Raw genomic sequence first — 23,022 nt, forward strand, 5'->3', positions numbered from 1 at the left:
ACCGGGCCGGGGAGGGATCCGGGCGGCCGGCGGGCCCGGGGTGTCAGCGTCGTGTGCCGGCCTTCCGGTGGACGCGGGACGGAACGGGACGGCGGTGAGGTGGTGACGACGCGGGACGGAGCGGGACGGCGGTGAGGTGGTGACGACGCGGCAGGACGCCGCGGGGGGCGGGGCGGCAGGAGCCGGGCACCGGTTGCCGTGTCATTGGTGGGGACGGCGGGGTCGGCCGTAGGCTCCGTCGGGCGGGGCCTTTCGTCCCGCCGCAGGGGGTCCTGCGGCCTCTGCCGCCGGTCCTGCGTCACTGCCAGGGTGGGGAAGGAGCGGACGGGGCGTCAGAGCGCACCGCGGCCCGCACCGAACCGCCGAGCGTCGACAGCGTGTCGACAGTGTGGAGGAACTCTCATGACGTCAACCGTGCTGGCCGGGGTCGACGGCTCGCCGCAGAGCACCGCGGCCGTCCACTGGGCCGCCGCCGAGGCGGTGCGCCGCGGCGCCTCGCTGCGCCTGGTGCACGCCTGGCCGTGGCTGACCGACGGGGTGTCCTCCTTCGCCGAGCAGGACGACCTGCCCGCGGCCGTCCGCAACACGCTCGCCGAGGCCGCCGAGGACGTCCGCCGCCTGCACCCGGACCTGACCGTGGGGACCGACGCCGTCCTGGACGCGCCGGTGGACGGTCTGGTGGCCGCCGCGGCGGAGGCGGAGCTGCTGGTGCTCGGCTCGCGCGGCCGCGGCGGCTTCACCGGCCTGCTGCTCGGGTCGGTCAGCATGTCGGTGGCCGGGCACAGCAGCGTACCGCTGGTCGTGGTGCGCGAGGAGGGCGAGGCCGGCGAGGGCGAGGTGGTGGTCGGCGTCGACGCCCACACCCCCGAGACGGAGGTGCTCGACTTCGCCTTCCGTGAGGCGGCCCTGCGCGGCGCCCGGGTCCGGGCGGTGCACGGCTGGGACCTCCCGCCGGTGTTCGGCTACGCGGGCGGCGCCGTCCCGGCGGCCGAGCTCGCCCAGCTGGAGGCGCTGGAGGCCAAGCTGCTCTCGCTCGCCCTGGCCGGCCCGCGCGAGCAGCACCCGGAGGTCGAGGTGGTCGAGGACGTGCAGCTCGGCGCCGCCCGCGCCCTGGTCGAGGCCTCCGCGGGCGCCGCGCTGGTCGTCCTCGGCCGCGGCCGCCGCCCGATCGAGATCGGCCCCCGGCTGGGCCGGGTCGCGCACGCCGTACTGCACCACGCCGAGGCCCCCGTCGCGGTCGTCCCGCACGGGTGACGGAGCGGCCCGTCCGGTGGATCCCGCCCCCGTCCCGGATCCACCGGACGGGCCTGATGACGGGCCGAAGGACGGGCCCAAGGGCCCTGTCCTCGGGCCCCACCGGGCGCGCACGCTCGGAAGCAGCGGGACCTCCTGGCGGGTGCGCGTGCCCGGAGGCGAAGCCGACGCCCCGTGGTTGAAGGAGTGGATCGCCATGACGCTCGACCCGGCTCTCACCCAGATGCTCAGTGCGGCCGACCTGCGCCTGCTCGCCGCCGCCGGCGGCGCGGCGCCGTCGCTGCACAACAGCCAGCCCTGGCGCTTCGTGCCGACCCCGGACGGGCGCGGGCTCGCCGTGTACGCCGACACCGCGCGCTCCGTGCCGCTGGCCGACCCGGTCGGCGCCGCGGTGCACATCGCGGTCGGCGCGGCCGTGTTCAACCTGCGGGTGGCGGCCGGGCAGCTGGACCGGGAACCACTGGTCCGGCTGCTGCCGGACGCCGCCGAGCCCGAACTGCTCGCCGTGCTCGACCTCTCCCGCCCGGCCGCCGAACTCACGCCCTTCGGCCGGGACCTCTACCCCGCCATCGCCGCCCGGCACTCCAGCCGCGAGCCGTTCGCCCAGCGCGACGTGCCCGAGGCGGTGATCGGTGAGCTGATCGACGCCGCCCGCGAGGAGGGCGTCACGCTGGCCGCGCTGGAGGAGGACGGCGTACGGCGGGTGCAGGCGCTCACCGCCGAGGCCGAGAGCCGCAACGCCGCCGACCCGGCCCGTACCGCCGAGTCGCGGGCCTGGCTGCGGTCCGACGACGGCACCGCCGAGGACGGCATCCCGCACGCCGCGCTCGGCCCGCAGGACCACGACGCCCGGGTGCCGATGCGCGAGTTCGGCGGCCGCCCGCCGGAGGCCCCCGCGCAGCCGTCCCGGCGCTTCGAGGCGCTGCCCCAGCTGTGCACCCTCACCACCCCCGGCGACGGCCCGCTGGACTGGCTGCGCACCGGGCAGGCGCTGGAGCGGGTCTGGCTGCTGGCCACGGCGTACGGCGTCCGGCTCACCATCTGGCACCAGGCGATCGAGTGGCCTGACACCCGCTGGGCGCTGCGCGACCCGGACAGCGGGCCGGGCCACGTCCAGCTGGTGCTGCGGGCCGGCTACGGCCCGTCCGGCGCGGCCACCCCGCGGCGGAAGGTCGAGGAGACGCTCGGGGAGCGCCCGTCCTGAGCGCTGCCCCGAGCCGGTGGGGCTGCCTCGAGTCGGTGGGAGTGGCCCGAATCGGTGGGGCTGCCCCGAGTCGGTGGGAGTGGCCCGAGTCGGTGGGGCTGCCCCGAGTCGGTGGGAGCGGCCCGGGCCGGTGGGAGCGGCCCGGGCCTTCGCCGTCGCGTTCGCCGTTGCTCAGCGCGGCCGCTCGGCCGCGGGCAGCACCCGGGCGCCGAGCCGCAGCGGCGGGCTGTGGCGGAAGGTGAGGGTGAACTCCACCCACTGGCCGGCCCGCAGCGGCGGCGGGTCGGCGATCATCAGGTCCGCGTCCTCCGGGGCCATCCGCAGCTCGCCGCGGCCCGGCACCGGCAGCGCCGGCGCCGGCTCCCAGCGGCCCGCCGCGCCCTGGTGCAGATGCCGCTTCGGGGTGATCCGGCCGCCGAACTCCCAGCTGGCGCCGGTCAGTTCGTCGGGCACGTCGCCCGGGTTACGGACCGTGAAGAAGGCCGCCGTGGCGGCGGACGCGCCCGCCGTCGGCAGCAGCACCCAGCCCGGCCCGGCCTCCACCGGGCGGGTGCGGCCGGCCCCGCCGACCGCCGTCCACCCGGTGAGCAGGACCAGCGCCAGGGCCGCCGCGCCGACCGGCGGGCCCGCCACCCTGAACCTCTCGGACACCCTCACCGGCGTCCCCCTCGGCTCTTGCCCCGCCCCGGCTCCCAGGTGCGCAGCCGCAGGCTGTTGCCCACCACGAGCAGCGAGCTCAGCGACATGGCGACCGCCGCCAGCATCGGGTTGAGCAGTCCGACGGCCGCCAGCGGGATCAGTACCAGGTTGTAGCCGAAGGCCCAGAGCAGGTTGGCCCGGATGGTCGCCAGGGTCTGCCGCGCCAGCCGTACGGCGTCCACCACCGCCTCGATGTCACCGCGCACCAGGGTCAGCCCGGCCGCGCCGATCGCGGCGTCGCTGCCGGAGGCCAGTGCCACCCCGAGGTCCGCCGAGGCCAGCGCCACCGCGTCGTTGACGCCGTCGCCGACCACCGCCACGGTCCGCCCGGCGGCGCGCAGTTCGGCGACCACCTCGGCCTTGTGCTCGGGGGAGGCCGAGGCGTGCACCCCCTCGATGCCCAGCTCGGCGGCCACCGCCCGGGCGGCGCCGGGGCCGTCCCCGGTCAGCAGGACGGTCTCCAGGCCCAGCCCGCGCAGCCGGTGGAGCGCCCGCCAGCTGCCCGGGCGCAGCGTGTCGCCGACCGTCAGCACGGCCGCCGGCCGCCCGTCCAGCTCGACCACGACGGCCGTGCGGCCGGCCTTCCCGGCCCGCGCGGCCGCCTCGGCCAGGTCCGGCGGCAGGGCGGTGTCGTCGGGCCGCACCACCCGTACGGCCCGGCCCTCGACCGTTCCGGACACCCCGAGACCGGTGGCGGCCCGGAAGCCCTCCGCCGCGGGCAGCGGTCCGCAGCGCTCCCGCGCCGCGTCCGTGACCGCCCGGCCGATCGGGTGCTCGGAGCGGTGCTCGACCGCGCCGGCCAGGCGCAGGGCCTCGTCCCCGGTGAGGCCGCCGGTGGTGGTGACGTCCGCCAGTTCCATCCGGCCGGTGGTCAGCGTCCCGGTCTTGTCCATCACCACCGTGTCCACCCGGCGCAGGCTCTCCAGCACCTCCGGGCCGCGCACCAGCACGCCCAGCTCCGCGCCCCGCCCCGTCGCCGCCAGCAGCGCCGTCGGCGTGGCCAGCCCCAGCGCGCACGGGCAGGCCACCACCAGCACCGCGACCGCCGCCGTCACCGCCGCCTGCGGGGCCGCGCCCGCGCCCAGCCAGAAGCCCAGCACACTCGCCGCGACCGCCAGCACACAGGGCACGAACACCCCGGCCACCGCGTCCGCCAGCCGCTGCGCCCGCGCCTTGCCGGCCTGGGCCTCCGCCACCAGGGCGGTGATCCGGGCCAGTTGGGTGTCCGCGCCGACGGCCGTGGCCCGGACCACCAGCGCACCGCCGACGTTCACCGTCGCGCCCGCCACCGGATCCCCGGGGCCGACCTCGACCGGCACGCTCTCCCCGGTCAGCAGGCTCAGGTCGAGCGCCGAACCCCCTTCGACCACCACCCCGTCGGTGGCCACCCGCTCGCCGGGCCGCACCACGAACTCCTGCCCGGGCAGTAGCAGTTCGATCGGCACCAGGCGCTCCTCGCCGTCCGCCCCCCGCAGGCACACCTGCTTGGCGCCCAGCTCGGCCAGCGCCCGCAGCGCGGACCCGCTGCGCCGGCGCACCCGGCCCTCCAGCAGCCGCCCGGCCAGCACGAACAGCGGCACGCCGACCGCCGCCTCCAGGTACACGTGCGCGGTGCCGCCGCCGTCGGCGGTCAGCGAGAACGGCATCCGCATGTCCGGATCGCCGGCCCCGCCGAGGAACAGCGCGTACGCCGACCAGCCGAAGGAGGCCACCACGCCCAGGCTGACCAGGGTGTCCATGGTCGCCGCCGCGTGCCGCAGCCCCTGCCAGGCCCGACGGTGGAAACCGGCCGACCCCCAGGTCACCACCGGGACGGCGAGCGCGAAACAGACCCACTGCCAGGCGGTGAACTGCGCCGACGGCACCATCGACAGCACCAGCACCGGGACGGCCGACAGGGCGGTGACCAGCAGCCGCCACCGGTCGTCCGGCTCCTCGGCCGCGACCCCGACCGGCGCCCCCGCGGGCAGCGGCTCGGCGGTGTAGCCCGCCCGCTCGACGGCCGCGACCAGCTCCGCGACCGGTACCCCGGCCGGATGCAGCACCCGGGCCCGCCCGGTGGCCAGGTTCACCCCGGCCGTCACGCCCTCGATCCGGGCCAACCGCTTCTCGACCCGGCCCACACAGGCGGCGCAGGTCATCCCGCCGACCGCCAGATCGGTGGCGACCACGGGCTCGGCGACGGCGCTCATCGCATCCCGCCCATGTCGTGCCCGCCCATCCCGGGCGACGCGCCGCCCCCGCTGCTCGGCCGCAACCCGGGCGCCACCGGCCCGACCTGCCGTCCCACCCCGTAGGCCACCACGAACACCACCACCAGCAGCAGGACGAACCCCGCCAGCACACTCAACGGCCGGACACCCGGCGACTTCGCACTCACGCCCCAGCAGTCGGACGGGCACCGCGATCGGTTCCCGTACGGTCCGAAATCGGAGCGCCGATCAATTCGGATGACGGCCGCGGCCCGAGCGGGTAGCGTCCCGGACGGCGCCTCCCGATGCGCCCCGGCCCCGGTTACTTCCTGACGAAACCAAGTGCACCCGGTGCCACCTCTGATCCCGGGAGGCGCCCGCTTCAGCCCGTGCCCCGCACCCCGCACCCCGCGCCTGCGCGCCCGCCTCAGCCTGACCACCCACCAGGGGGACCTCTGCATGACCCGGTTCAACCGCCAACGGACCAAGGCCGCCACCAGGGCCGAGATCCAGCGAGAACTACCGGGACTCACCAGGCGAGGGGTGTCCTCCCCGCTCGCCACCGGCGACCTGTGGCCGATTCCGGCGGTCGAGCACCTGCGCTCGGCACCGCCCCCCGTCGTCCGCAGGGCGGGCACCGCGAAGGCCGCCCCGGGAGCGGCGGTCACCAACCACCAGGGCGGCACCGGCCACCTCCGGGAACCGAAGGAGGAGCTGTTCCTGCTGGCCGTCACCCACCTGTACGGACAGGAGAGCTTCTACGAGGCGGCCGCCGAACGCGACGAGCGCTACCGGCGACTGGTCCGCGAGCACGCCGTGAGCGCCCCCGAGTGGACCCTCGACCTGCTGCGCCGGCTGCGCACCGAGTTCCGCATCCGCACCGCCGCCCTGGTCGGCGCCGCCGAGTTCGTCCACGCCAGGGCCGCGGCAGGAGCCGCCGGGCACTCCCGGCAGGCCGTCGACGCGGTACTCCAACGCCCTGACGAGCCTGGCGAGTTGCTGGAGTACTGGACGGGCCGGTACGGCCGCCGGCTGCCCCAGCCGCTGCGCCGGGGCATCGGCGACGCGGTGCGCCGGCTCTACACGGGCCGTGCCCTGCTGAAGTACGACACCCCCTCGCACGGCTTCCGCTTCGGCGACGTCCTGGAGCTCACCCACCCCGCGCCCGACCCGGACAGGCCCTGGCAGGGCGCACTGTTCCGGTACGCCCTGGACCGCCGCCACCACCCGGACCGCGCCCAGCCGCCCGCCGGCGAGCACCTGCTGAGCGCCCACCACGCGCTGCTCGCCGTCCCGCGGGCCGACCGCCGAGCGCTGGTCACCGAGCCCGGCGGCGCGCAGCGCCTCGCCGACGCCGGGATGACCTGGGAGGCACTGGCCGGCTGGCTGCAGGGCCCGCTGGACGCCGCCGTCTGGGAGGCCGTCATCCCCTCGATGGGCCTGATGGCACTGGTGCGCAACCTGCGCAACTTCGACCAGGCCGGGGTCGGCGACGAGGTGGCGGCGCGGGTGGCCGGCCGGATCGCGGACGGCGAGGAGGTCCGGCGCTCCCGGCAGTTCCCGTTCCGCTTCCTGGCCGCCCACCGCGCGGCGGGTTCCGCGCGCTGGTCCGAGGCGCTGGAGAGCGCCCTCGGCCACTCGCTGGCCAGGGTTCCCGCGCTGCCCGGCCGCACCCTGGTGCTGGTGGACCGCTCGGGCTCGATGTTCGACCAGCCGTCGGCCCGGACGCGGCTCAACCGGGCGGACACGGCCGCCCTCTTCGGCACCGCGCTGGCCCTGCGGGCCGAACAGGCCGACCTGTTCCAGTTCGGCACCGGCAGCCGGGCGGTCGAACCGGAGCCGTCCGTCCTGGGGACCCTGCGGCTCTTCCGCGACATGGGCGGCACCGACACGGCCGCCGTGGTCCGCCGGCGCTACCGGGAACACGACCGGGTGGTCGTGGTGACCGACGAGCAGGCCCACCCGTCGCGGACCGACCCGTTCGCCTTCGTCCCCGAGGACGTTCCGGTGTACACCTGGAACCTCGCGGGCTACGCCACCGGCCACACCGCCCCGGGCCCGCACCGCCACACCTTCGGCGGGCTCAGCGACGTCTCCTTCGAGCTGATCCCGCTGCTGGAGGGCGGCCACGCCGCCGGCCGCCCCTGGGAGCGGTCGGTTCCGCACACCGCGCGGGCCGGTGACGGTGGCGCCAGACAGGTCTCCTCCGGGCAGACGTGGTCTGTCAGTGGGGCGTCGTAGGTTTGCTCCGTGCGCCGAACACCAGGCGTACGACCAAGGGACACCGAAGGGGGAATCAGCGGTGAAGCGTATGAAGAAGCGCGGCTTCGTGGCGGTGGCGGGGGCGGTGGGGGCGGTTCTCGCCGTCGCCGGGTCGGCGGTGGCGGAGCCGGCCACGGGCGGGGCCACGGCTCCGGCCGGGGCTCTGGGCCAGCCGGGGACGGGCGAGATCCTGCCGCACCCGGGGCCGGAGGCGCTGCTCTGGATTCCGGACTGGATCGGCGACGGCGGCGCCGTGTCGGCCTCGGTGAACCCGTCGCTGCCGTTCACGTTCACGCTCGGCTGCCGTGGCGGCGGCTCGGTGGACGTGCACATCGGCGGCGAGGCGCCGGCCGACTTCACGGTCCAGTGCCCGACGGACTCGACCGGCATCGGCTCGGTGGAGGTCCCCGCCCGCCCGGGCCAGGACCTGCTGTTCACCGCGCACACCTCGGACCCGTCCATCCACTGGGGCATGTACGCCGTCCAGGCCGACTGAGGTCCTACGGCCGCACGCTGCGCGGCCCGGTGGCGGCGGCGCCCAACGCGCCGACCCGGGCCCGCAGTTCGCGGTCGGCGGTGGCGACCAGATAGGTGCGGGCAGGGTGGCGGGCCTTCTCGTCCCGGACCAGCTCCACGATCCGGTCGTCCCCGCTCCCGCTCGCCTCCACCACCCGCACCCCCGGCACCCCGGCGACACCCCGGGCCGCGCCCTCCACCACCAGGACCACCTCCAGCGGTCCCGGCAGCTCGGGCACACCCCGCCCGGCGACGGCGACCAGCGCGTCCCGCAGCCGCTCGGCGGCACCCCGCCGGTCCCGCCACCAGCCGTCCGGCACCGACCCGACCACGTTCGCGCCGTCGACCACCAGCAGGGGGAGCGGCGCGGCCTCGTTCTCGTCCATGGCCGTCAGCCTGCCACCCCCGCCCGCGGCACTCCTCAGGGCGTGGCGGTCCAGCGGACCGGGTGGCCCGAGGAGTCGGTGGTGAGCCAGGAGCCGTCCCCGAGCGGCAGGACGTCGTACGGCTCCGCCGTGTGGGCGTCGAACCCGCCCCGGATCCGGCCGGACCGGGCGTCGACGAGGTAGTGCCCGAACCAGTCCTGCTCGTCCTCGGTCTCGCCGACGAGGGTGGCGACGAGCGTGTCCGCGGTCAGGTAGCCGCCGCTCCACTCCAGGCAGACGGCCTCCGGGTCGTGCCCGAAGTCCTCGGCCGTCAGGGTGAACGCCACCTCGCCCCCGGGGAAGGTGTGGACGGTGAGGTCGTTCTGCGCGTGGTCGACGGTCAGGAACCGGTGGCCGTCGGGCGAGAGGTCGATGAGGCACCGGTCGACCCAGGGGTAGCCGACGAGCTCGATCCGGCCGTCGACCAGCGACGCGTGATGGACGACCGTGCCGTCCTGTCCCTCGCCCACGTTGAGGAAGATCCGGCCGCTCGCCGGGTGCGGAAGCTGGATGCCGCCGTGCCCGGCCGTCTCCAGGTCCGTCCGGGCGAGGACCGCTCCCGTCGCGGCGTCCACGGCGACCCACTGGTCCGGCCGGTCGCGGCCCGCCAGCACGTCGGGCCGGTAGACCCAGAGCACCCGTCCGTCCGGGGACAGCTCGCAGGCGGGCCGGTGGCCGTGGACGGAGTGCCCCTCCGGCTCGAACCGCGACCGCCAGACCTCGGCGCCGTCCGCCGTCGCCACGCAGACGGCGGCGTCCAGGGTCGTGTAGTACGCGTGCCGGAGGTCGGCGGCGACGGTGTGGCCGACGACCTCGTCCCCGGCGGCCGGCCGGCAGGCCACGGCGGGCGACAGCACGCCCACGGCGTCGGGGGCCGGGGCGTAGGCGCAGACGAGTCCGTCGACGAGCCGGGTGGTGAGCCGAACGGGGCGGGGGGAGGTGGCCATCCCCGGAGGTTAGCGAACCCGGCCGCCGCCCGTTCGCCCGGCCCGGGGGCCGGGTGGGGTCAGTCCGTGAGCGTGATCCGGATGCCGACGGTGCCGCGCTCGCCGCGCCGCAGCCGGCTGCCGAGCAGGGTGAGCACGCCGAGCAGGCCGTACTTCTGACGCAGCAGGGTGCGGTAGGCGGAGGTGCGCTCGGGGCCGAGGATCTCGGCGGTGGCGGGGTACTGCTCGCCGGTCGGGCGGCCCTTGACGTCGCACGGGCCGACCAGCACGTCGGAGCGGTTGCGGATCCGCTTGACCTTCCAGGAGTCCGCGACCGTCCAGACGCCCAGGGCCTCCCCGTCACGCACCACCCACACCGGGGTCGGTACGGCGGTGCCGTCCTTCTTGTAGGTGGTGACGAGCAGGTAGCTCCCGGCGGAGAGCCGGACGATCCGGTCGAGCCGGGCCGCGGGGGAGGAGTCGGGCGTGGTCATGGCCGGAAGTCTAGGGCGTGTCCGACAGTGCCCGCCCGGCGCGAATTGTCGGACACGCCCTGGGGCCGGTCGGCGCGGGACACCCGGCCGGGCCGTCCCGCGGACGACGGCCACCGGTGTGGCCCGCCCGGCCGGGATGTCCGCTCGGTCACCGGGGTCCGCGGCCACGGGCGGCCCGGGCGGAGCGGACCAGGGCGCGGGCCCGGCGGGTGAGGCCGCGCCTGCCGACGCCGGTGGCGCCGCCCCCGTCGTGCCCCGGGGCGGCCGCGGGTGCGCCCGGGGCGGTGCGGCGGCGGGCGGCGGCACGGGAGACGGCCCAGGCGGCGAGGGCGGTGCCCAGGACGGCGGCGGTCCAGACGGCGGGGGCGAGGCCGAAGCCGGAGCCGTCGGCCACCGGCGGACGGGACCAGGGCGGCAGCTGCTCGTCGGCCTCGGACCGGCCCTGGCCCTGGGCCGTGGCGCCGGGGGAGGGAGCGGCGGTGTCGTCGACCAGCTTGCCGACCGGCTGGACCTTGCCGGCGGCCGCGAAGCCCCAGTCGAGCAGGCTGGCGGCCTCGTCGTACACCGCGCCCTGCACGTTGGGGTGCATCACCGTCACCAGCAGGGTGCGGCCGTCGCGTGCGGCGGCGCCGGTGAAGGTGGCGCCCGCGTTGGTGGTGTAGCCGTTCTTGACGCCGATCAGGCCGGGGTACTTGCCGAGCAGCCGGTCGGTGTTGGCGATGTCGAAGCTGGTGCGCTGGCCGGTGATCTTGTCCAGCCCGCCGGGGAAGCGCGCGGTGCGGGTGGAGCAGTAGGAGCGGAAGTCGGCGTTGCGCAGCCCGGCCCGGGCGAAGAGCGTGAGGTCGTAGGCGGAGGAGACCTGACCGTCCATGTCGTAGCCGTCGGGGGAGATCACCTTGGTGTCGCGGGCCTGGAGTGTCCGGGCGCGCTCCTGCATCTCGGCGACGGTCTGCTGGATGCCGCCGTTCATGTGGGCGAGCACGTGGACGGCGTCGTTGCCGGAGCTGAGGAACACGCCCCGCCAGAGGTCCTCGACCCGGTACGGCAGGTTCTCCTTGACGCCGACCAGGCTGCTGCCGGCGCCGAGGCTGGCGAGCTCGTCCGGGGTGACCTTGTGCTCCAGCGCCCGGTCGAACTTGGGCAGCACGGTGTCCGCGAACAGCATCTTGAGGGTGCTGGCCGGAGGCAGCGGCAGGTGGGCGTCGCGGGCGGCGAGCACCTCGCCGGTGGACGCGTCGGCGACCAGCCAGGAGCGGCCGGTCAGCTCGGACGGCAGCGCGGGCGCCCCGGCCAGCGGCGCGACCTGGACGGCGGTGCGGCCGAGCCGCTCCCCGCCGACGGCGGGGACGGCGTCCTGGGCGAGGGCGGACGAGGCGACGGCGGTGAGCACCAGGGCGGAGGCGGCGGCGCCGGCCGCGGCCCTGGTGACGGAACGTTTCTTCTGCGCCGCGTGGGTGGGAAGCACACGGCGAACGTACCCGGGCCGACGCCGGAGCGCCGGGCCTGCTGCTCCGTCCGGAGCCGCCTGGGCGGAGACGACTTTGGTGGCGCCGGGCCGCACCGAAAGTCGGATGTCCGGCCGCGGGCGGCTTCCTAGGCTCGGGAGCATGAAGACCCTGCTCGGCTACCTCGGTTTCGTGTTGATCGTCGGCGGCGCCTCCGGCCTGGTGTCCGGCTGGATCGCCGGCTTCCGGCTGTTCGGCTTCGTCCGGTTCCTGGTGCCGGAGGGCCACGAGACCGCCGGGTACGCCGTCCTGGTGGCGCTCGGCGTCCTGCTGGCGATCCCCGCCGCCCGGCGGGGCTAGACGAGTGGTTCCGAAGGTCCCCCTGCCGAGGGTTCCCCCGCCGACGGCCGCCGCACTGGCGGTTCCCCCATTGACGGTTCCCCCGCCGGCGCTTCCCCCGTCGACGGCTGCCGCGCCGCGATGCCGTCGAGGAGGACGGCGAGCCCGCTGCGGAAGGCCTCCCGGTGGCTGTCCTCCGGGGCGCCGCCGCCCGCGCTCTGCAGGGCGACCAGCAGCGGGAAGCGTTCCGCGAAGTCCGGTGCCAGCTCGGCGAGTCGGGCCGAGCGGCCGGCCCACCACTCCTCGTCGGCGACCCCGGTCGCGGCCGCCGCGCCGCGCGCGTCGGCGGTGGTGGCGGCCAGGCCGCGGACGAACTGCCAGAGCGCGGCGACCGCCCCGCGCAGCCGCAGCGGCGGCAGTCCGGCCGGTCGCAGCGCGCCCAACAGCTCCTCCATCGCGGTGAGTTCGGCCGGGCCGAGGACCGGGCGGGCCTGCGAGACCTGGAGCACCCAGGGGTGGCGCAGGTAGCAGGCGTACAGTTCCTCGGCCCAGGCGGTGACGTCATCCCGCCAACTGCCCGACACCCGCCGCCCGGTGGGGATTTCGGCGAGCGCCCGGTCGTGCATCAGGTCCAGGAGTTCGGCCTTGCCGGGCACATAGGTGTAGAGCGCCATCGCGGTCCGGCCGAGCCGTTCGCCCACGGCGCGCATCGAGAGCGCGGCCATGCCCTCGGCGTCGGCGACCGCGATTCCGGCGGACACGATCGCGTCCACGCTCAGGCCCGGCTTGGGGCCGCTGCGCCCGGTGCGCGGCTCCTCGGGTGCGCCCCAGAGCAGGGCGAGCGAGCGATGGGCGTCGCCCTGCCCGGCGTAGACGGTCATCCGGCATCTCCTTATGGCGTAAAGTATCGCCCCGACGGCAACTCTTTATGCCGTAAGGTTACCAACCGAAGGGGTTTCGCGATGACATTGCCCGTCACCTTCGTCGAGGTCGTCGAAGTCCGCCGGATCACGCCCCGCACCGCCCGGATCACCTTCGCCGCCGAGGAACTGCCCGACGCCGTCGGCACCGCCCCCGACCAGCAGCTCAAGCTCTGCTTCCCGCGCCCCGGGCAGCGCGAGCCGCTGCTGCCCGCCCGGCAGGACGACCCGATGGGCTGGTACCGGGCCTACCTGGCGATCCCCGAGGAGCGGCGCCCGCTGCTGCGCAGCTTCACCCTGCGCGGCCGCCGCCCCGGCACCCGGCTGGTCGAGATCGACTTCGTGCTGCACGGCGACTGCGGCCCGGCCGCCGCCTGGGCGCTGCGCGCCGCGCCGGGAGACCGGCTCGGGATGGTCGGCCCCTCCGGGCTGTACGCCCCGCCGGTGCCGTTCGCCGAGGCCGCGGCGGCCGCCGACTGGGTGCTGCTGGCCGGGGACGAGACCGCGCTGCCGGCGCTCGCGACGCTGGTCGGGGCGCTGCCCGAGGGGGTGTCGGCGTACGCGTGGATCGAGGTCGCCGACCGGGCGGAGCGTCAGGAGCTGACGAGTCGCGCCGAGCTGGAGGTGACGTGGCTGTACCGCGACGGCGCCGCTCCGGGCGCCGTGCTGACCGAGGCGTTCCTGGGCGGTGTGCTGCCGGCCGGTGAGCCCTTCGTCTGGCTGGCCGGGGAGGCGGGGGCGGTCCGGACGATCCGGCGGCACCTGGTCGAGCGGGAGGGGGTGCCGAAGGGGAACATCGACTTCACCGGCTACTGGCGCCATCGGCTGACCCAGGACGACGCGCCGACCACCGAGGACCTGGCGGACGCTCAGGAGCGTTCCGCCGGGTACTGACCAGGGGGAACGGGGTCGGATCCGCTCGGGGCCGATCGGTTGAAAGATGCGGATTCGGCCCGATTTCCTCCCCGAATTTTACTGATTGATGGTCAACTTTACTTTCTGATGGGGATTTACCCCCTTGTCGTGATCCTCTCAGGTGCGTTGGAATGCGTCAGCTATCCATTCGACTATCCATCTGACGAGAGGATTTATATGATCGGCTGGCGGAAAGCCCAGCTAGCAGCCGCCGTCACGGTCACCACCGCGTCCATGGTCCTGAGCCTCGGGACCATCGCGAGCGCGGCCCCGGCCCCCGATCCGCAGAACGCCCGGGCGGCGTCCGCGGACGGGGCTCCGGTACCGGTGATCGTGATCCTGAAGGACCAGATCGCGGACGCCCCGGCCGACCACGGCCACCTGGGCGCCCGGCAGCAGAAGACCGCCTCCACGCAGGCGCCGCTGCTGAACAAGGTCAAGGCGGGCGGCGGCACCGACATCAAGAGCTTCGTGGTCGGCAACGCCTTCTCGGCCACGGTCAGCCCCGCCCTGCGCGCCCAGCTCCAGGCGGACCCGGCCGTCTCCTCCGTGGTGGCGGACGTCCAGGTCCAGGTCGCCCCGCCGGCCGCCACCAAGGCGAAGGCGGCCAAGGACGCCGCCGCCGGTGCCGGCGCCAAGGCCCCCAAGGCCGACGCCGCTCCGCAGGCCGTTACGGGCAGCAACGGTCAGGGCGCCGAGGAGAACGCGACCAACACGGTCTGCCCCTCCGACCCGGGCAAGCCGCTGCTGGAGCCCGAGGGCCTGTACTCCACCCGGGCCGTCACCGGCAACGGCAAGCCCGGCGTGGAGGACCTGGCCACCGGCAAGGGCGTCAAGGTCGCCTACATCGCGGACGGCCTCGACCCGAACAACCCGGACTTCATCCGGGCCGACGGCTCGCACGCCGTGGTCGACTACCAGGACTTCGCGGGCGACGGCTGGGACGCGCCGACCGGTGCGGCCGAGGCCTTCGGCGACGCCTCGGCGGTCATCGCCCAGGGCCGCCAGGTCTACGACGTCTCCAAGTTCGTCAACTCCTCGCACCCGCTGCCGGCCGGTTGCAACATCCGCATCCGCGGCCTCGCCCCGGACGCCGACCTGGTCGCGCTGAAGGCCGGCGGCGAGATGATGTCCAACTCCTCGATCCTGCAGTCGATCGACTACGCGGTGCGGGTCGCCCACGTCGACGTGCTGAACGAGTCCTTCGGCGGCAACGTCACCCCGGACAGCGGCGCGCACGACACCATCTCGCTCTTCAACGAGCAGGCCGTCAAGGCCGGTGTCACCGTCGCCGTCTCCAGCGGTGACGCCGGGATCAGCGGCACCATCGGCACCCCGGCCACCGACCCGTACGTGATCGCGGTCGGCGCCTCCACCGACAACCAGAACTACCAGCAGACCGGTTACGCGGCCTCCAAGTTCTCCAACGGGACCTGGAGCGACAACCGCATCTCCGCGCTCTCCTCGGGCGGCTTCACCCAGGCCGGCCGGACCGTCGACCTGGTCGCGCCCGGTGAGTCGGACTGGGCGCTGTGCACGCCGGACACCGCCAAGTACACCGACTGCACCGGCTACAACGGCCAGCCCTCGCCGATCCAGCCGTTCGGCGGCACCAGCCAGTCGGCCCCGTTCGTCACCGGCGCCGCGGCCCTGGTCATCCAGGCCTACCGCGACACCCACGGCGGCGACTCGCCGTCCCCGGCGCTGGTGAAGAAGTTCCTCACCGGTACCGCCACCGACCTCGGCGTGCCGGCCGAGGAGCAGGGCGCCGGCCTGCTGAACGTCCGCGCCGCGGTCGAGGCCGCGCGCGGCTACGACGACGGGGACGGCACCGACGGCGCCAGGACCGTCGTGGTCGACACCGGCCAGGTCGACATCGCCGGCGCCCCCGGCTCGACCCACACCGCCGACGTGACCGTCACCAACACCGGTGACAGCACCCAGACGGTCAGCGCCGCGACCCGCAGCTTCGTCCCGCAGTCGGGCGACCGGCAGACCGTCCAGCTGGACCCGTCCTCGAAGGACACCTTCAAGTACGCGACCAACGGCGCGGACTGGGTGCAGAAGCAGGTCAAGTTCACCGTCCCGGCCGGCGCCGACCGCCTCGCGGCCTCGATCGCCTGGCAGGGTGCCCCCAACCCGGTCACCAACGGCCCGGTGGTCCGCATGACGCTGCTCGACCCCTCGGGCCGCTTCGAGACCAACACCCGTCCGCAGGGCGGCGCCACCCCGGCGAACTTCGGCCTGGTGGACGTCCCGCACCCGGTGGCCGGCGAGTGGACCGCGATCCTCTACACCCCGGCCGGCAAGGCCGGCTACAGCGGCGCCGTCCAGCTCGGCACCGCCACCCAGCGCGCGGTGCCGGCCGGCGCCGTGAGCCCGAACACCACCGACCTGAAGCCGGGCCAGACCAAGACCCTCAAGGTCCAGCTCACCACCCCGGCCACCAGCGGCGACTCCAGCGAGGCCGTCCTGGTCTCCGGCTCCAACGGCAACACCACCAGCGTCCCGGTCGTGCTGCGCAGCCTGGTGCCGGTCAACCAGGGCAAGGGCACCTTCACCGGCACCATCACCGGTGGCAACGCCCGCAGCTCCTCGCCGACGCAGAGCTTCTCCTACGCCTTCGACGTCCCGAAGGGCCAGCGGGACCTGCGGGTCGGCCTGACCGTCCCCAAGGACTCGAAGCTGCTCATGCAGGGCGCGCTGATCAGCCCGAACGGCACCCCGGTCGACATCGAGGGCAACGGGCAGTTCGACGCCCAGGGCAACCTGGCCGGCACCGGCAACGGCGTCTCGGCCACCGCCGTCAACCCGGCCGCCGGCCGCTGGCGGTTCGTCCTGAACGTGCTCGGCCCGGTCAGCGGCCAGGAGCTCGCCCAGGACTTCACCGGCACCGTCGCGTTCAACCAGAACCAGGCCACCGCGGCCGGTCTGCCGAACGACCCGCGCACCGGGCTGGCGGCCGGCAAGCCGGTCACCGTCCAGGTGAACTACACCAACAACACCGTCGCGACCCAGCGGATCGCGGCCGACGGCCGACTGGACCGCCGGGTGGACGTGCCGCTGGTGCCGCAGGGCTCCTCGGCGACCGTCAGCCTGCCGCTGAGCCTCAGCTCCAGCGTGCCGTCCTTCCTGGTGCCCCCGGGCACCGACCGGCTCAAGGCCGTGGCGGCGTCCTCGACGCCGGCGCAGATCGAGCTGAGCGCCACCGCCGGCTCGCCGGACCTGTTCGGTGACCTGAAGAAGGCCCAGGACGGCTCGACCGTCTCGGTGGTGACCGACAACGGCACCCCCGAGCAGCCGGTCGTCCCCGGCACCTGGGGCACCTTCGTCCAGCAGATCGGCCCGTTCGGCAGCGGCTCCGCGCCGGCCGGCACCTCCACCATCACGGCCACCGCGCACACCCAGGCCTTCGACCCGGCGCTGACCTCCAGCACCGGTGACCCGTACGCCGGTTCGGTGAACGCCTCGGCCGCGGCCGCCACCCCGGTGACCGTCGCCCCCGGCGCCACCGGTTCGCTCCAGGTGACGCTGACCCCGACCGGCCCGAAGGGCAGCACCGTCAAGGGCGTGCTGTACCTGGTGTCCGGCCCGACCGGCGTGGCCACCGCCAACAACGTCCTGAACACCACCGGTTCGGTGCTCGCGGCGATCCCGTACAGCTACACCGTGAACTGACGTAACGTCACTTCATCTGAGGCCGAGGCCGTCCCGGAGTTCCGGGGCGGCCTCGACCGCTTCCGGTGGGTCGTGGTCCGCGGAAACCTTCGGGCGCCTCCGGGCGTTGGGCCGGACAGGGGCCGTTGCGGCCCGACCGACCGACCAGGGAGCGGGAGTTGAACGACGCGATCAAGCACGGCGAGGTCGAGGTCAACGGCGTACGGCTGCACTACGCCGAGCAGGGCGAGGGGCCGCTGGTCCTGCTGCTGCACGGCTTCCCGGAGAGCTGGTACTCCTGGCGGCACCAGTTCGCGCCGCTCGCCGAGGCCGGGTACCGGGTCGTCGCGCCGGACCAGCGCGGCTACGCCCGCAGCTCCCAGCCCGAGCAGGTGGACGCCTACACCCTGCTGCACCTGGTCGGCGACGTGACCGCGCTGATCGGCGCACTGGGCGAGGAGCGGGCCGTCGTGGTCGGTCACGACTGGGGCGCGCCGGTCGCCTGGACCACCGCGGCGCTGCGGCCGGACCTGGTGCGTGGGGTGGCCGGACTGAGCGTGCCGCCGCTGCCGGTGGGCGGGCCGCGGCCGCTCGAGGCCGCCCGGGCGGCCTTCGGCGAGGGCTTCTACCAGGTCTACTTCCAGGAGCCCGGCAAGGCCGACGCCGAGCTGGCCGCGGACGTCAAGGCCAGCCTGCGGCGGATCCTCTGCGGCAAGCAGCCGGACGGCGTGCCGCGGCCGTGGATCGTCCCCGAGGGCGGGAAGCTGCTGGACACCGTCCCGGAGCCGGAGCGGCCGCCCGACTGGCTCACCGACGCGGACCTGGACGTCTTCACGGCCGACTACGCCGCCCACGGCGAGCGCGCCTTCACCGGCGGCCTCAACTGGTACCGCAACCTCGACCGCAGCGCCGAACTCCTGGCCGCCTTCAGCGGGGTGACGGTCGAGGTGCCCGCGCTGTTCGTGGTGGGCGAGCAGGACCTGGTCAACGCGCTGGTCCCGCGCCCGGTGCTGGACCACCTGTTGGACCGGCTGCCCAGGCTGCACGGCCACGTCCGGCTGCCGGACACCGGGCACTGGACGCAGCAGGAGCGCCCGGCCGAGGTGACCGCGGCACTGCTGGACTTCCTGGCGCACCTCGACAAGTAGTGGGGCGCCAGGCCGCGGTCGGACGTGGACGGAGGCCGCGGCCGTCCGGGGACGGAGGGCCGCGGCCGACGGCGTCAGACCGGCAGCAGGCGGGCGATCAGTTCGCCGAGGCGGCGGGCGTTGCGGCAGGAGTGCATCTCCACCACGCCCGCGTAGGCGAGCGCGGCGGAGTCGCCGGTCGGCCAGAGCGAGGGCTGCTCCGGGTTGAGCCAGAACACCCGGCGGGCCCGGCCGGCGATCCGGCGCAGCGCGTCCAGGTTGGGGTCGCGCTGGTTGTTCCTGGCGTCACCGAGGACCAGCACGCAGGTGCGCGGGCCGACGGCGTCCAGGTGCCGCTCGGCGAACTCCCCGAACGCGGCGCCGTAGTCGCTGTTGCCGTGGTAGCCCGTCACCTTGGCCTCGGCGAGGATCCGGGCGGCCAGCCGCGCCGGGTCGTCGCCGCCGCGCAGCAGCCCGGTGACCTCGGCGGTGCGGTTGACGAAGGCGAACACCCGGACTTTGCTGAACTGTTCGCTCATCGCCTGCACCAGCAGCATGGCGAAGTCGGCGAAGCCCGCCACCGAACCGGAGACGTCGCACAGCAGCACCAGCTCCGGCCGGGCCGGGCGGCGCAGCCGGTACGCGGGGCGCAGCGGCACCCCGCCGGTGGTCAGCGAACGGCGCAGGGTGCGGCGCAGATCGATCTCGCCGCGGGCGGCGCGGCGGCGGCGGGCGGCCAGCCGGGTGGCCAGCTTGCGGGCCAGGGGGTGGACGGTGCGGCGCAGTTCGGCGAGCTGGGTGCGGCCGGCGTAGAGGAAGTCGACCAGGTCGGTGGTCGGGGCGACGGCGCGTTCGGCGATCCGCTCGGGGCCGCGCAGCTCGGCGACCCGGCGGCGGGCCTCGCCGGCGGCCATGGCGCGGAAGTCCCGGATGCGGCGGCGGATCTCGTCGGCGAGCACCCGGTCCGAGAGGTCCCGGGTGTTCTGCCCCTCGCGCAGGGCGGCGAGGACGCGGGCGAGCAGGGTGTCGGGGGCGAGCCGGCCGAGCGCCTGCTGGGCGGACCAGCCGTCGGAACCGGGCGAGCTGCCGACGCCGTACCGGCCGAAGGCCTCCAGGACCTCGCCGGCCAGCCGGGCCTGGGTGGCGCGGTCGTCGGCGGCCAGCGCGGCGGCGAGCCGGTCGCGCAGCTGGTCGCGCAGCGGGTCGGGGCGGCCGAAGCGCGGCGGCTCGGGGTCGTCGGGGATCGGCGGCGGGTCCGCCCGCACGGCCTCCGGGGTGCCGACGCCGAGCGGGAAGAACAGGTCGAAGGTGGCGTCGAAGACCGCCCGCTGGCTCTGCGAGCGCAGCAGGGCGGCGGCCAGGCCGGCCCGCATCGGCTCGCGGTCGGTGAAGCCGAGGACGTCCAGGACGGCGGCGGCGTCCACCGTCTCGGCCGGGCCGATCGGCAGGCCGTGGCCGCGCAGGGCGCGGACCAGGCCGGTGAGGCGGGCGGCGGTGTCGGCTTCCGGGGGCGGCGTCGTCACGCGAGGGTGAGCTTCTGGGTGGCCTTGCGGACGTCGTCCTGGTGCTTGAGGATCACCCCGAGGGTGTCCCGCACGACGGCGTCGTCCAGGGTGTCGGCGCCGAGGGCCAGCAGGGTGCGGGCCCAGTCGATGGTCTCGGCGACGGACGGCGCCTTGCGCAGCTCCATCGCGCGCAGCGCGCCGACCACCCGGACCAGCGACTCGGCCAGCGTGTCGTCCAGCCCGGGCACCTTGAGTCGGACGATCTGTCGCTCCAACTCGGCCTCGGGGTAGTCGAGGTGGAGGAAGAGGCAGCGACGGCGCAGCGCCTCGGAGAGCTCGCGGGTGGCGTTCGAGGTGAGCAGCACGAAGGGGCGGCGGCTCGCGGTGATGGTGCCGAGCTCGGGGACGGTGACCTGGAAGTCGCTGAGCACCTCCAGCAGCAGCGCCTCCACCTCGACGTCGGCCTTGTCCATCTCGTCGATCAGCAGCACGGTCGGCTCCTCGCCGCGGATCGCGGTGAGCAGCGGGCGGGTGAGCAGGAACTCCTCGCCGAAGATGTCGGTGCGGGCGTCCTGCCAGCCCTCGTCGCGGCCGGCGGTGATCCGCAGCAGCTGCTTGGCGTGGTTCCACTCGTAGAGCGCGCGGGCCTCGTCGATGCCCTCGTAGCACTGGAGCCGGACCAGCCGGGCGTGGCCGATCTCGGCGACCGCCTTGGCGAGTTCGGTCTTGCCGACCCCGGCCGGGCCCTCGACCAGCAGCGGCTTGCCGAGCCGGTCGGCGAGGAACACGGTGGTGGCCACGGAGGTGGAGGCCAGGTAGCCGGTGGCGGCCAGCTGTTCGGCGGCGTCCGCCACCGAGGTGAAGAAGCCCGTGCCGTTGTCGCTCATCCGTCTGCCCCGTTCCGGTTCGCCGTCTCCGTGCGGCGCCACCCTACCGGCCGGTCACTTCGCTGTCTCGGGTTCGCCGTCTCGGGATCGCCGTCTTGGTTCGTTGTCCTGGGGACTGGGCAGGGCGATGCGGTACGGCGGCGGACGGCTCCCGGTGAGGGGGCCGTACGCCGCCGTCGTCACGACGGGCCGGGTGGGCCCTGGTGTCAGTTGACGAAGAGGACCGGCTGGCCGGGCGCGGTGATGTCGATGACCTGGCCGTAGGTGGCGCTGAAGTAGCCGGTCGGGAAGCACAGGCTCGGGCCGGAGGCCAGGGTGAACGGCTGGCCGGAGAAGCCGATGGTGTTGCCGGTGTTCGAGGTGGTGCCGTTGATCCCGGTGCTGTTCTGGTAGTTGCAGTTGATGCTGCCCAGGATGGTGTTGAGCACCACCGTGGTGCCCATCACGCCGGCCGCGCCGGGGGTGAGCTTGACCGGGTTGCCGGGTGCGTCGCTGACCGTGTTGGTGAACGGCAGGTTGGTGACGGTGATGCTCTTGACGCCGGTGACGCCGACGACGTTGGAGGTGCAGGACCCGAAGGTCTGGGTGTCGAGCCGCTCGACGGCGCTGCCCGGCGCGGCCGGGTTGGAGGTGACGGTCGCCGAGAAGGAGGAGGCGGCACACTTGACGCCGGTCGTCCCGGTGGCGCTGTTGTTGAAGGTCGCGTAGGTGCCGGAGACCAGGTTGGCGGTCAGTACGTCGCCGACGGCGACGGCCGGGCCGCTCGGGCTGCCGGTGGTCAGGACCGCGCCGGCGGCCTGGGCGGGGGCGACGGCCGCGCCGGTGAGGGCGAGCGAGGCGAGGGCGGCGGTGGCGAGGGTGCGGCTGATGCGCATGAGGGTGCCTCTCTCCGTCCGGTGGACGGGTGGGGGAATCCCCGCGTGCGGGTGTGGTGGTGTGCACGGCGGGGGAGGTGCATGGCGTACCAGGGGCTTCGTACCGGCGGCCGGTGCCGAACGCCGCTTCGGAGGCCCGGAGTTTCGGGCTTCGTCCGGTGGGCGTCGGCACAGGCCGAGGGGCGGGCGGGCCCGGCGCCACGGGCCCGTCCGTGCGGTACGGCGGTGCGGACGTACGCGAGGGTGGGCGCGTACGGCGGTGCGGTGGTACGACAGTGCGGTGGTGCGGTGGTGCGACCTTGCGGTGGAACCGCGGTGCGGTGGTGCTGACTTGCGTACGGGCGGCGGCGTGGACACCAGCGGCACTGCGCCGTTCGGTCGGGGACGTGCGGTGCCGTGGGGCACGTGGACGGCTGCCACCGTCGCGTCCCCGCCTCCGCCGTGGTCCCGTGGCCTGGGCGTTCGCCCGGGCCGTCGGAGCCCCCGGAGGGTTCCTCCGGTGGGGGCCTGCTGGCCCACCGGTTGGAAACCTGTCAGTGTTGTAAACCCGGTGTTCCGTCAATGTCAATACAGGACACAGGAGTTGGTGATGGATCGGAACTACCTCCGCGGAGCCGACGTGGTCCTGCTGCCGGGTGCCCGGACCGGCCGTGATCCGGCCCGATCGATCAAGCCCGGGCCGCGCCGACTGCCCGCCGGCGTGGTCGCCGCGACCCAGCGCGAACGGCTGCTGGACGGGCTGGTGCGGACCGTGGCCGAACGCGGCTACCAGCACGCCACGATCAGCGACATCTGCCGTGCCGCGGGCGTGACCAGGCCGGTCTTCTACGAGCTGTTCAGCGGCAAGGAGGACGCCTTCCTGGCCGCGCACCGGTACGGCACGGGCGTGGTGATCCGCCGGATGGCGGAGGCCTTCGCGGCCGAAACCGACTGGTGCCGGGGCATCCGCAAGAGTCTCGGGGTGATGCTCCAACTGCTGGCGGGAACACCGGCGTTCGCGAAGATGGCGGTGATCGAGATCGAGGCCGTCGGCCCGGCCGGCCGCTGGGAGCGGGCCCAACTGCTCACCAGGTTCCGCACGTTCTTCTCCGAGGTGCCCCAACTCCCGGGCGGGGTGGAGTCCAGGGAGATGGTGGACGCGGTGGTGGGTGGCGTCTACAGCGCCATCTACCGGCGGATCGACTCCGGAAGGACCGAACAACTGCTGGAGATCCTCCCGGTGTTGAGCATGTTCTGCCTGTCGCCGTTCCTCGGCCCGGCGGAGGCGGCCGAGCGGCTGGGGGTGCGGGACTGGCCGAAGCGGGTCGCGGACTGGTGAAGATCCTTCGTGCACCCGTATTGACCCGGCCAATACCGAGCAGTAGCTTCCCAGTTACTTAC

Annotated in this window: 20 protein-coding genes; 9 read left to right on the plus strand and 11 right to left on the minus strand. The window is 74.9% G+C overall.

Features of this window, described 5'->3' with window-relative positions:
- Nucleotides 1-402 precede the first annotated feature (402 nt).
- Together ACIQ87_RS19720 and ACIQ87_RS19725 are read left to right on the plus strand one after the other, a co-directional pair.
- On the plus strand, nucleotides 403-1,254 hold the full coding sequence (locus tag ACIQ87_RS19720; RefSeq protein WP_402408165.1) for a universal stress protein: 852 nt from the start codon (nucleotides 403-405) through the stop codon (nucleotides 1,252-1,254).
- Nucleotides 1,255-1,450: 196 nt separating this feature from the next.
- Nucleotides 1,451-2,458 (plus strand): Acg family FMN-binding oxidoreductase, encoded by a 1,008-nt coding sequence (locus ACIQ87_RS19725; RefSeq protein WP_402408166.1) that lies wholly within the window; start codon nucleotides 1,451-1,453, stop codon nucleotides 2,456-2,458.
- A 171-nt stretch (nucleotides 2,459-2,629) separates the two neighbouring features.
- On the opposite strand, the gene ACIQ87_RS19730 is transcribed toward ACIQ87_RS19725, so the two are convergent.
- From ACIQ87_RS19730 to ACIQ87_RS19740, 3 genes are read right to left on the minus strand one after another with little or no spacing between them, the layout of a single operon-like run.
- Nucleotides 2,630-3,109 (minus strand): copper chaperone PCu(A)C, encoded by a 480-nt coding sequence (locus tag ACIQ87_RS19730; RefSeq protein ID WP_402408169.1) that lies wholly within the window; start codon nucleotides 3,107-3,109, stop codon nucleotides 2,630-2,632.
- A 2-nt stretch (nucleotides 3,110-3,111) separates the two neighbouring features.
- Entirely contained in the window at nucleotides 3,112-5,349 is a 2,238-nt protein-coding gene (locus ACIQ87_RS19735) for a heavy metal translocating P-type ATPase (RefSeq protein ID WP_402408171.1), read from the minus strand.
- Nucleotides 5,346-5,507 carry a hypothetical protein gene (locus ACIQ87_RS19740; protein ID WP_402408174.1) on the minus strand — a complete coding sequence of 54 codons (162 nt, stop codon included), beginning with the start codon at nucleotides 5,505-5,507 and terminating at the stop codon, nucleotides 5,346-5,348. The genes ACIQ87_RS19735 and ACIQ87_RS19740 overlap by 4 nt, the downstream gene beginning before the upstream one ends.
- A 301-nt stretch (nucleotides 5,508-5,808) precedes the next feature.
- On the opposite strand from ACIQ87_RS19740, the gene ACIQ87_RS19745 reads away from it, so the two are divergent.
- Together ACIQ87_RS19745 and ACIQ87_RS19750 are read left to right on the plus strand one after the other, a co-directional pair.
- On the plus strand, nucleotides 5,809-7,590 hold the full coding sequence (locus ACIQ87_RS19745) for a TROVE domain-containing protein (protein WP_402408281.1): 1,782 nt from the start codon (nucleotides 5,809-5,811) through the stop codon (nucleotides 7,588-7,590).
- A 61-nt stretch (nucleotides 7,591-7,651) separates the two neighbouring features.
- Nucleotides 7,652-8,107 (plus strand): hypothetical protein, encoded by a 456-nt coding sequence (locus ACIQ87_RS19750; RefSeq protein WP_402408175.1) that lies wholly within the window; start codon nucleotides 7,652-7,654, stop codon nucleotides 8,105-8,107.
- 4 nt (nucleotides 8,108-8,111) lie between these two features.
- On the opposite strand, the gene ACIQ87_RS19755 is transcribed toward ACIQ87_RS19750, so the two are convergent.
- From ACIQ87_RS19755 to ACIQ87_RS19770, 4 genes are all read right to left on the minus strand, one after another.
- Nucleotides 8,112-8,513 (minus strand): NTP pyrophosphohydrolase, encoded by a 402-nt coding sequence (locus ACIQ87_RS19755; RefSeq protein WP_402408178.1) that lies wholly within the window; start codon nucleotides 8,511-8,513, stop codon nucleotides 8,112-8,114.
- A 35-nt stretch (nucleotides 8,514-8,548) separates the two neighbouring features.
- Nucleotides 8,549-9,499: a hypothetical protein gene (locus ACIQ87_RS19760; RefSeq protein WP_402408181.1), complete on the minus strand. Its 951-nt coding sequence runs from the start codon at nucleotides 9,497-9,499 to the stop codon at nucleotides 8,549-8,551.
- Nucleotides 9,500-9,558: 59 nt separating this feature from the next.
- Entirely contained in the window at nucleotides 9,559-9,972 is a 414-nt protein-coding gene (locus ACIQ87_RS19765; RefSeq protein WP_402408183.1) for a PPOX class F420-dependent oxidoreductase, read from the minus strand.
- A gap of 148 nt (nucleotides 9,973-10,120) precedes the next feature.
- Entirely contained in the window at nucleotides 10,121-11,437 is a 1,317-nt protein-coding gene (locus ACIQ87_RS19770) for a D-alanyl-D-alanine carboxypeptidase family protein (RefSeq protein ID WP_402408185.1), read from the minus strand.
- A gap of 142 nt (nucleotides 11,438-11,579) precedes the next feature.
- Between ACIQ87_RS19770 and ACIQ87_RS19775 the strand changes: the two genes are divergently transcribed.
- A complete protein-coding gene (locus ACIQ87_RS19775) occupies nucleotides 11,580-11,777 on the plus strand; it encodes a hypothetical protein (protein ID WP_402408188.1) in 198 nt (65 codons plus the stop codon).
- Here ACIQ87_RS19775 and ACIQ87_RS19780 read toward each other — a convergent pair.
- Entirely contained in the window at nucleotides 11,774-12,637 is an 864-nt protein-coding gene (locus ACIQ87_RS19780) for a TetR/AcrR family transcriptional regulator (protein WP_402408190.1), read from the minus strand. The two genes, ACIQ87_RS19775 and ACIQ87_RS19780, sit on opposite strands and share 4 nt — an antisense overlap.
- Before the next feature lie 81 nt (nucleotides 12,638-12,718).
- On the opposite strand from ACIQ87_RS19780, the gene ACIQ87_RS19785 reads away from it, so the two are divergent.
- From ACIQ87_RS19785 to ACIQ87_RS19795, 3 genes are all read left to right on the plus strand, one after another.
- Complete coding sequence (locus ACIQ87_RS19785; RefSeq protein ID WP_402408193.1) at nucleotides 12,719-13,570, plus strand: siderophore-interacting protein; 852 nt, start codon at nucleotides 12,719-12,721, stop codon at nucleotides 13,568-13,570.
- 198 nt (nucleotides 13,571-13,768) lie between these two features.
- Nucleotides 13,769-17,269 carry a S8 family serine peptidase gene (locus ACIQ87_RS19790; protein ID WP_402408196.1) on the plus strand — a complete coding sequence of 1,167 codons (3,501 nt, stop codon included), beginning with the start codon at nucleotides 13,769-13,771 and terminating at the stop codon, nucleotides 17,267-17,269.
- A gap of 158 nt (nucleotides 17,270-17,427) precedes the next feature.
- Complete coding sequence (locus tag ACIQ87_RS19795) at nucleotides 17,428-18,396, plus strand: alpha/beta fold hydrolase (RefSeq protein WP_402408198.1); 969 nt, start codon at nucleotides 17,428-17,430, stop codon at nucleotides 18,394-18,396.
- Between the two features lie 74 nt (nucleotides 18,397-18,470).
- Here the strand turns inward: ACIQ87_RS19795 and ACIQ87_RS19800 are convergent, their stop codons facing one another.
- The 3 genes from ACIQ87_RS19800 to ACIQ87_RS19810 form a co-directional block, all read right to left on the minus strand.
- Complete coding sequence (locus ACIQ87_RS19800; protein ID WP_402408200.1) at nucleotides 18,471-19,898, minus strand: VWA domain-containing protein; 1,428 nt, start codon at nucleotides 19,896-19,898, stop codon at nucleotides 18,471-18,473.
- Nucleotides 19,895-20,767: an AAA family ATPase gene (locus ACIQ87_RS19805; protein WP_402408203.1), complete on the minus strand. Its 873-nt coding sequence runs from the start codon at nucleotides 20,765-20,767 to the stop codon at nucleotides 19,895-19,897. Before ACIQ87_RS19805 ends, ACIQ87_RS19800 begins: the two co-directional genes overlap by 4 nt.
- Nucleotides 20,768-20,973: 206 nt before the next feature.
- Nucleotides 20,974-21,642, minus strand: coding sequence for a Tat pathway signal sequence domain protein (locus ACIQ87_RS19810; protein WP_402408205.1), 669 nt, complete (start codon nucleotides 21,640-21,642; stop codon nucleotides 20,974-20,976).
- Between the two features lie 589 nt (nucleotides 21,643-22,231).
- On the opposite strand from ACIQ87_RS19810, the gene ACIQ87_RS19815 reads away from it, so the two are divergent.
- The gene (locus tag ACIQ87_RS19815) at nucleotides 22,232-22,960 is read left to right on the plus strand and encodes a TetR/AcrR family transcriptional regulator (protein WP_402408208.1); all 729 of its coding nucleotides are present in this window, start codon (nucleotides 22,232-22,234) and stop codon (nucleotides 22,958-22,960) included.
- Nucleotides 22,961-23,022: the final 62 nt, after the last annotated feature.

Origin of the sequence: Kitasatospora sp. NPDC096204, assembly GCF_044763205.1 — a bacterium.
Taxonomy (GTDB): Bacteria; Actinomycetota; Actinomycetes; order Streptomycetales; family Streptomycetaceae; genus Kitasatospora.

Coding starts and splice junctions, on each gene's coding strand:
- ACIQ87_RS19720 (WP_402408165.1), top strand. CDS start 403: ATGACGTCAACCGTGCTGGCCGGGGTCGACGGCTCGCCGCAGAGCACC.
- ACIQ87_RS19725 (WP_402408166.1), top strand. CDS start 1,451: ATGACGCTCGACCCGGCTCTCACCCAGATGCTCAGTGCGGCCGACCTG.
- ACIQ87_RS19735 (WP_402408171.1), bottom strand. CDS start 5,349: ATGAGCGCCGTCGCCGAGCCCGTGGTCGCCACCGATCTGGCGGTCGGC.
- ACIQ87_RS19745 (WP_402408281.1), top strand. CDS start 5,809: ATGACCCGGTTCAACCGCCAACGGACCAAGGCCGCCACCAGGGCCGAG.
- ACIQ87_RS19755 (WP_402408178.1), bottom strand. CDS start 8,513: ATGGACGAGAACGAGGCCGCGCCGCTCCCCCTGCTGGTGGTCGACGGC.
- ACIQ87_RS19760 (WP_402408181.1), bottom strand. CDS start 9,499: ATGGCCACCTCCCCCCGCCCCGTTCGGCTCACCACCCGGCTCGTCGAC.
- ACIQ87_RS19765 (WP_402408183.1), bottom strand. CDS start 9,972: ATGACCACGCCCGACTCCTCCCCCGCGGCCCGGCTCGACCGGATCGTC.
- ACIQ87_RS19775 (WP_402408188.1), top strand. CDS start 11,580: ATGAAGACCCTGCTCGGCTACCTCGGTTTCGTGTTGATCGTCGGCGGC.
- ACIQ87_RS19780 (WP_402408190.1), bottom strand. CDS start 12,637: ATGACCGTCTACGCCGGGCAGGGCGACGCCCATCGCTCGCTCGCCCTG.
- ACIQ87_RS19785 (WP_402408193.1), top strand. CDS start 12,719: ATGACATTGCCCGTCACCTTCGTCGAGGTCGTCGAAGTCCGCCGGATC.
- ACIQ87_RS19790 (WP_402408196.1), top strand. CDS start 13,769: ATGATCGGCTGGCGGAAAGCCCAGCTAGCAGCCGCCGTCACGGTCACC.
- ACIQ87_RS19805 (WP_402408203.1), bottom strand. CDS start 20,767: ATGAGCGACAACGGCACGGGCTTCTTCACCTCGGTGGCGGACGCCGCC.
- ACIQ87_RS19810 (WP_402408205.1), bottom strand. CDS start 21,642: ATGCGCATCAGCCGCACCCTCGCCACCGCCGCCCTCGCCTCGCTCGCC.
- ACIQ87_RS19815 (WP_402408208.1), top strand. CDS start 22,232: ATGGATCGGAACTACCTCCGCGGAGCCGACGTGGTCCTGCTGCCGGGT.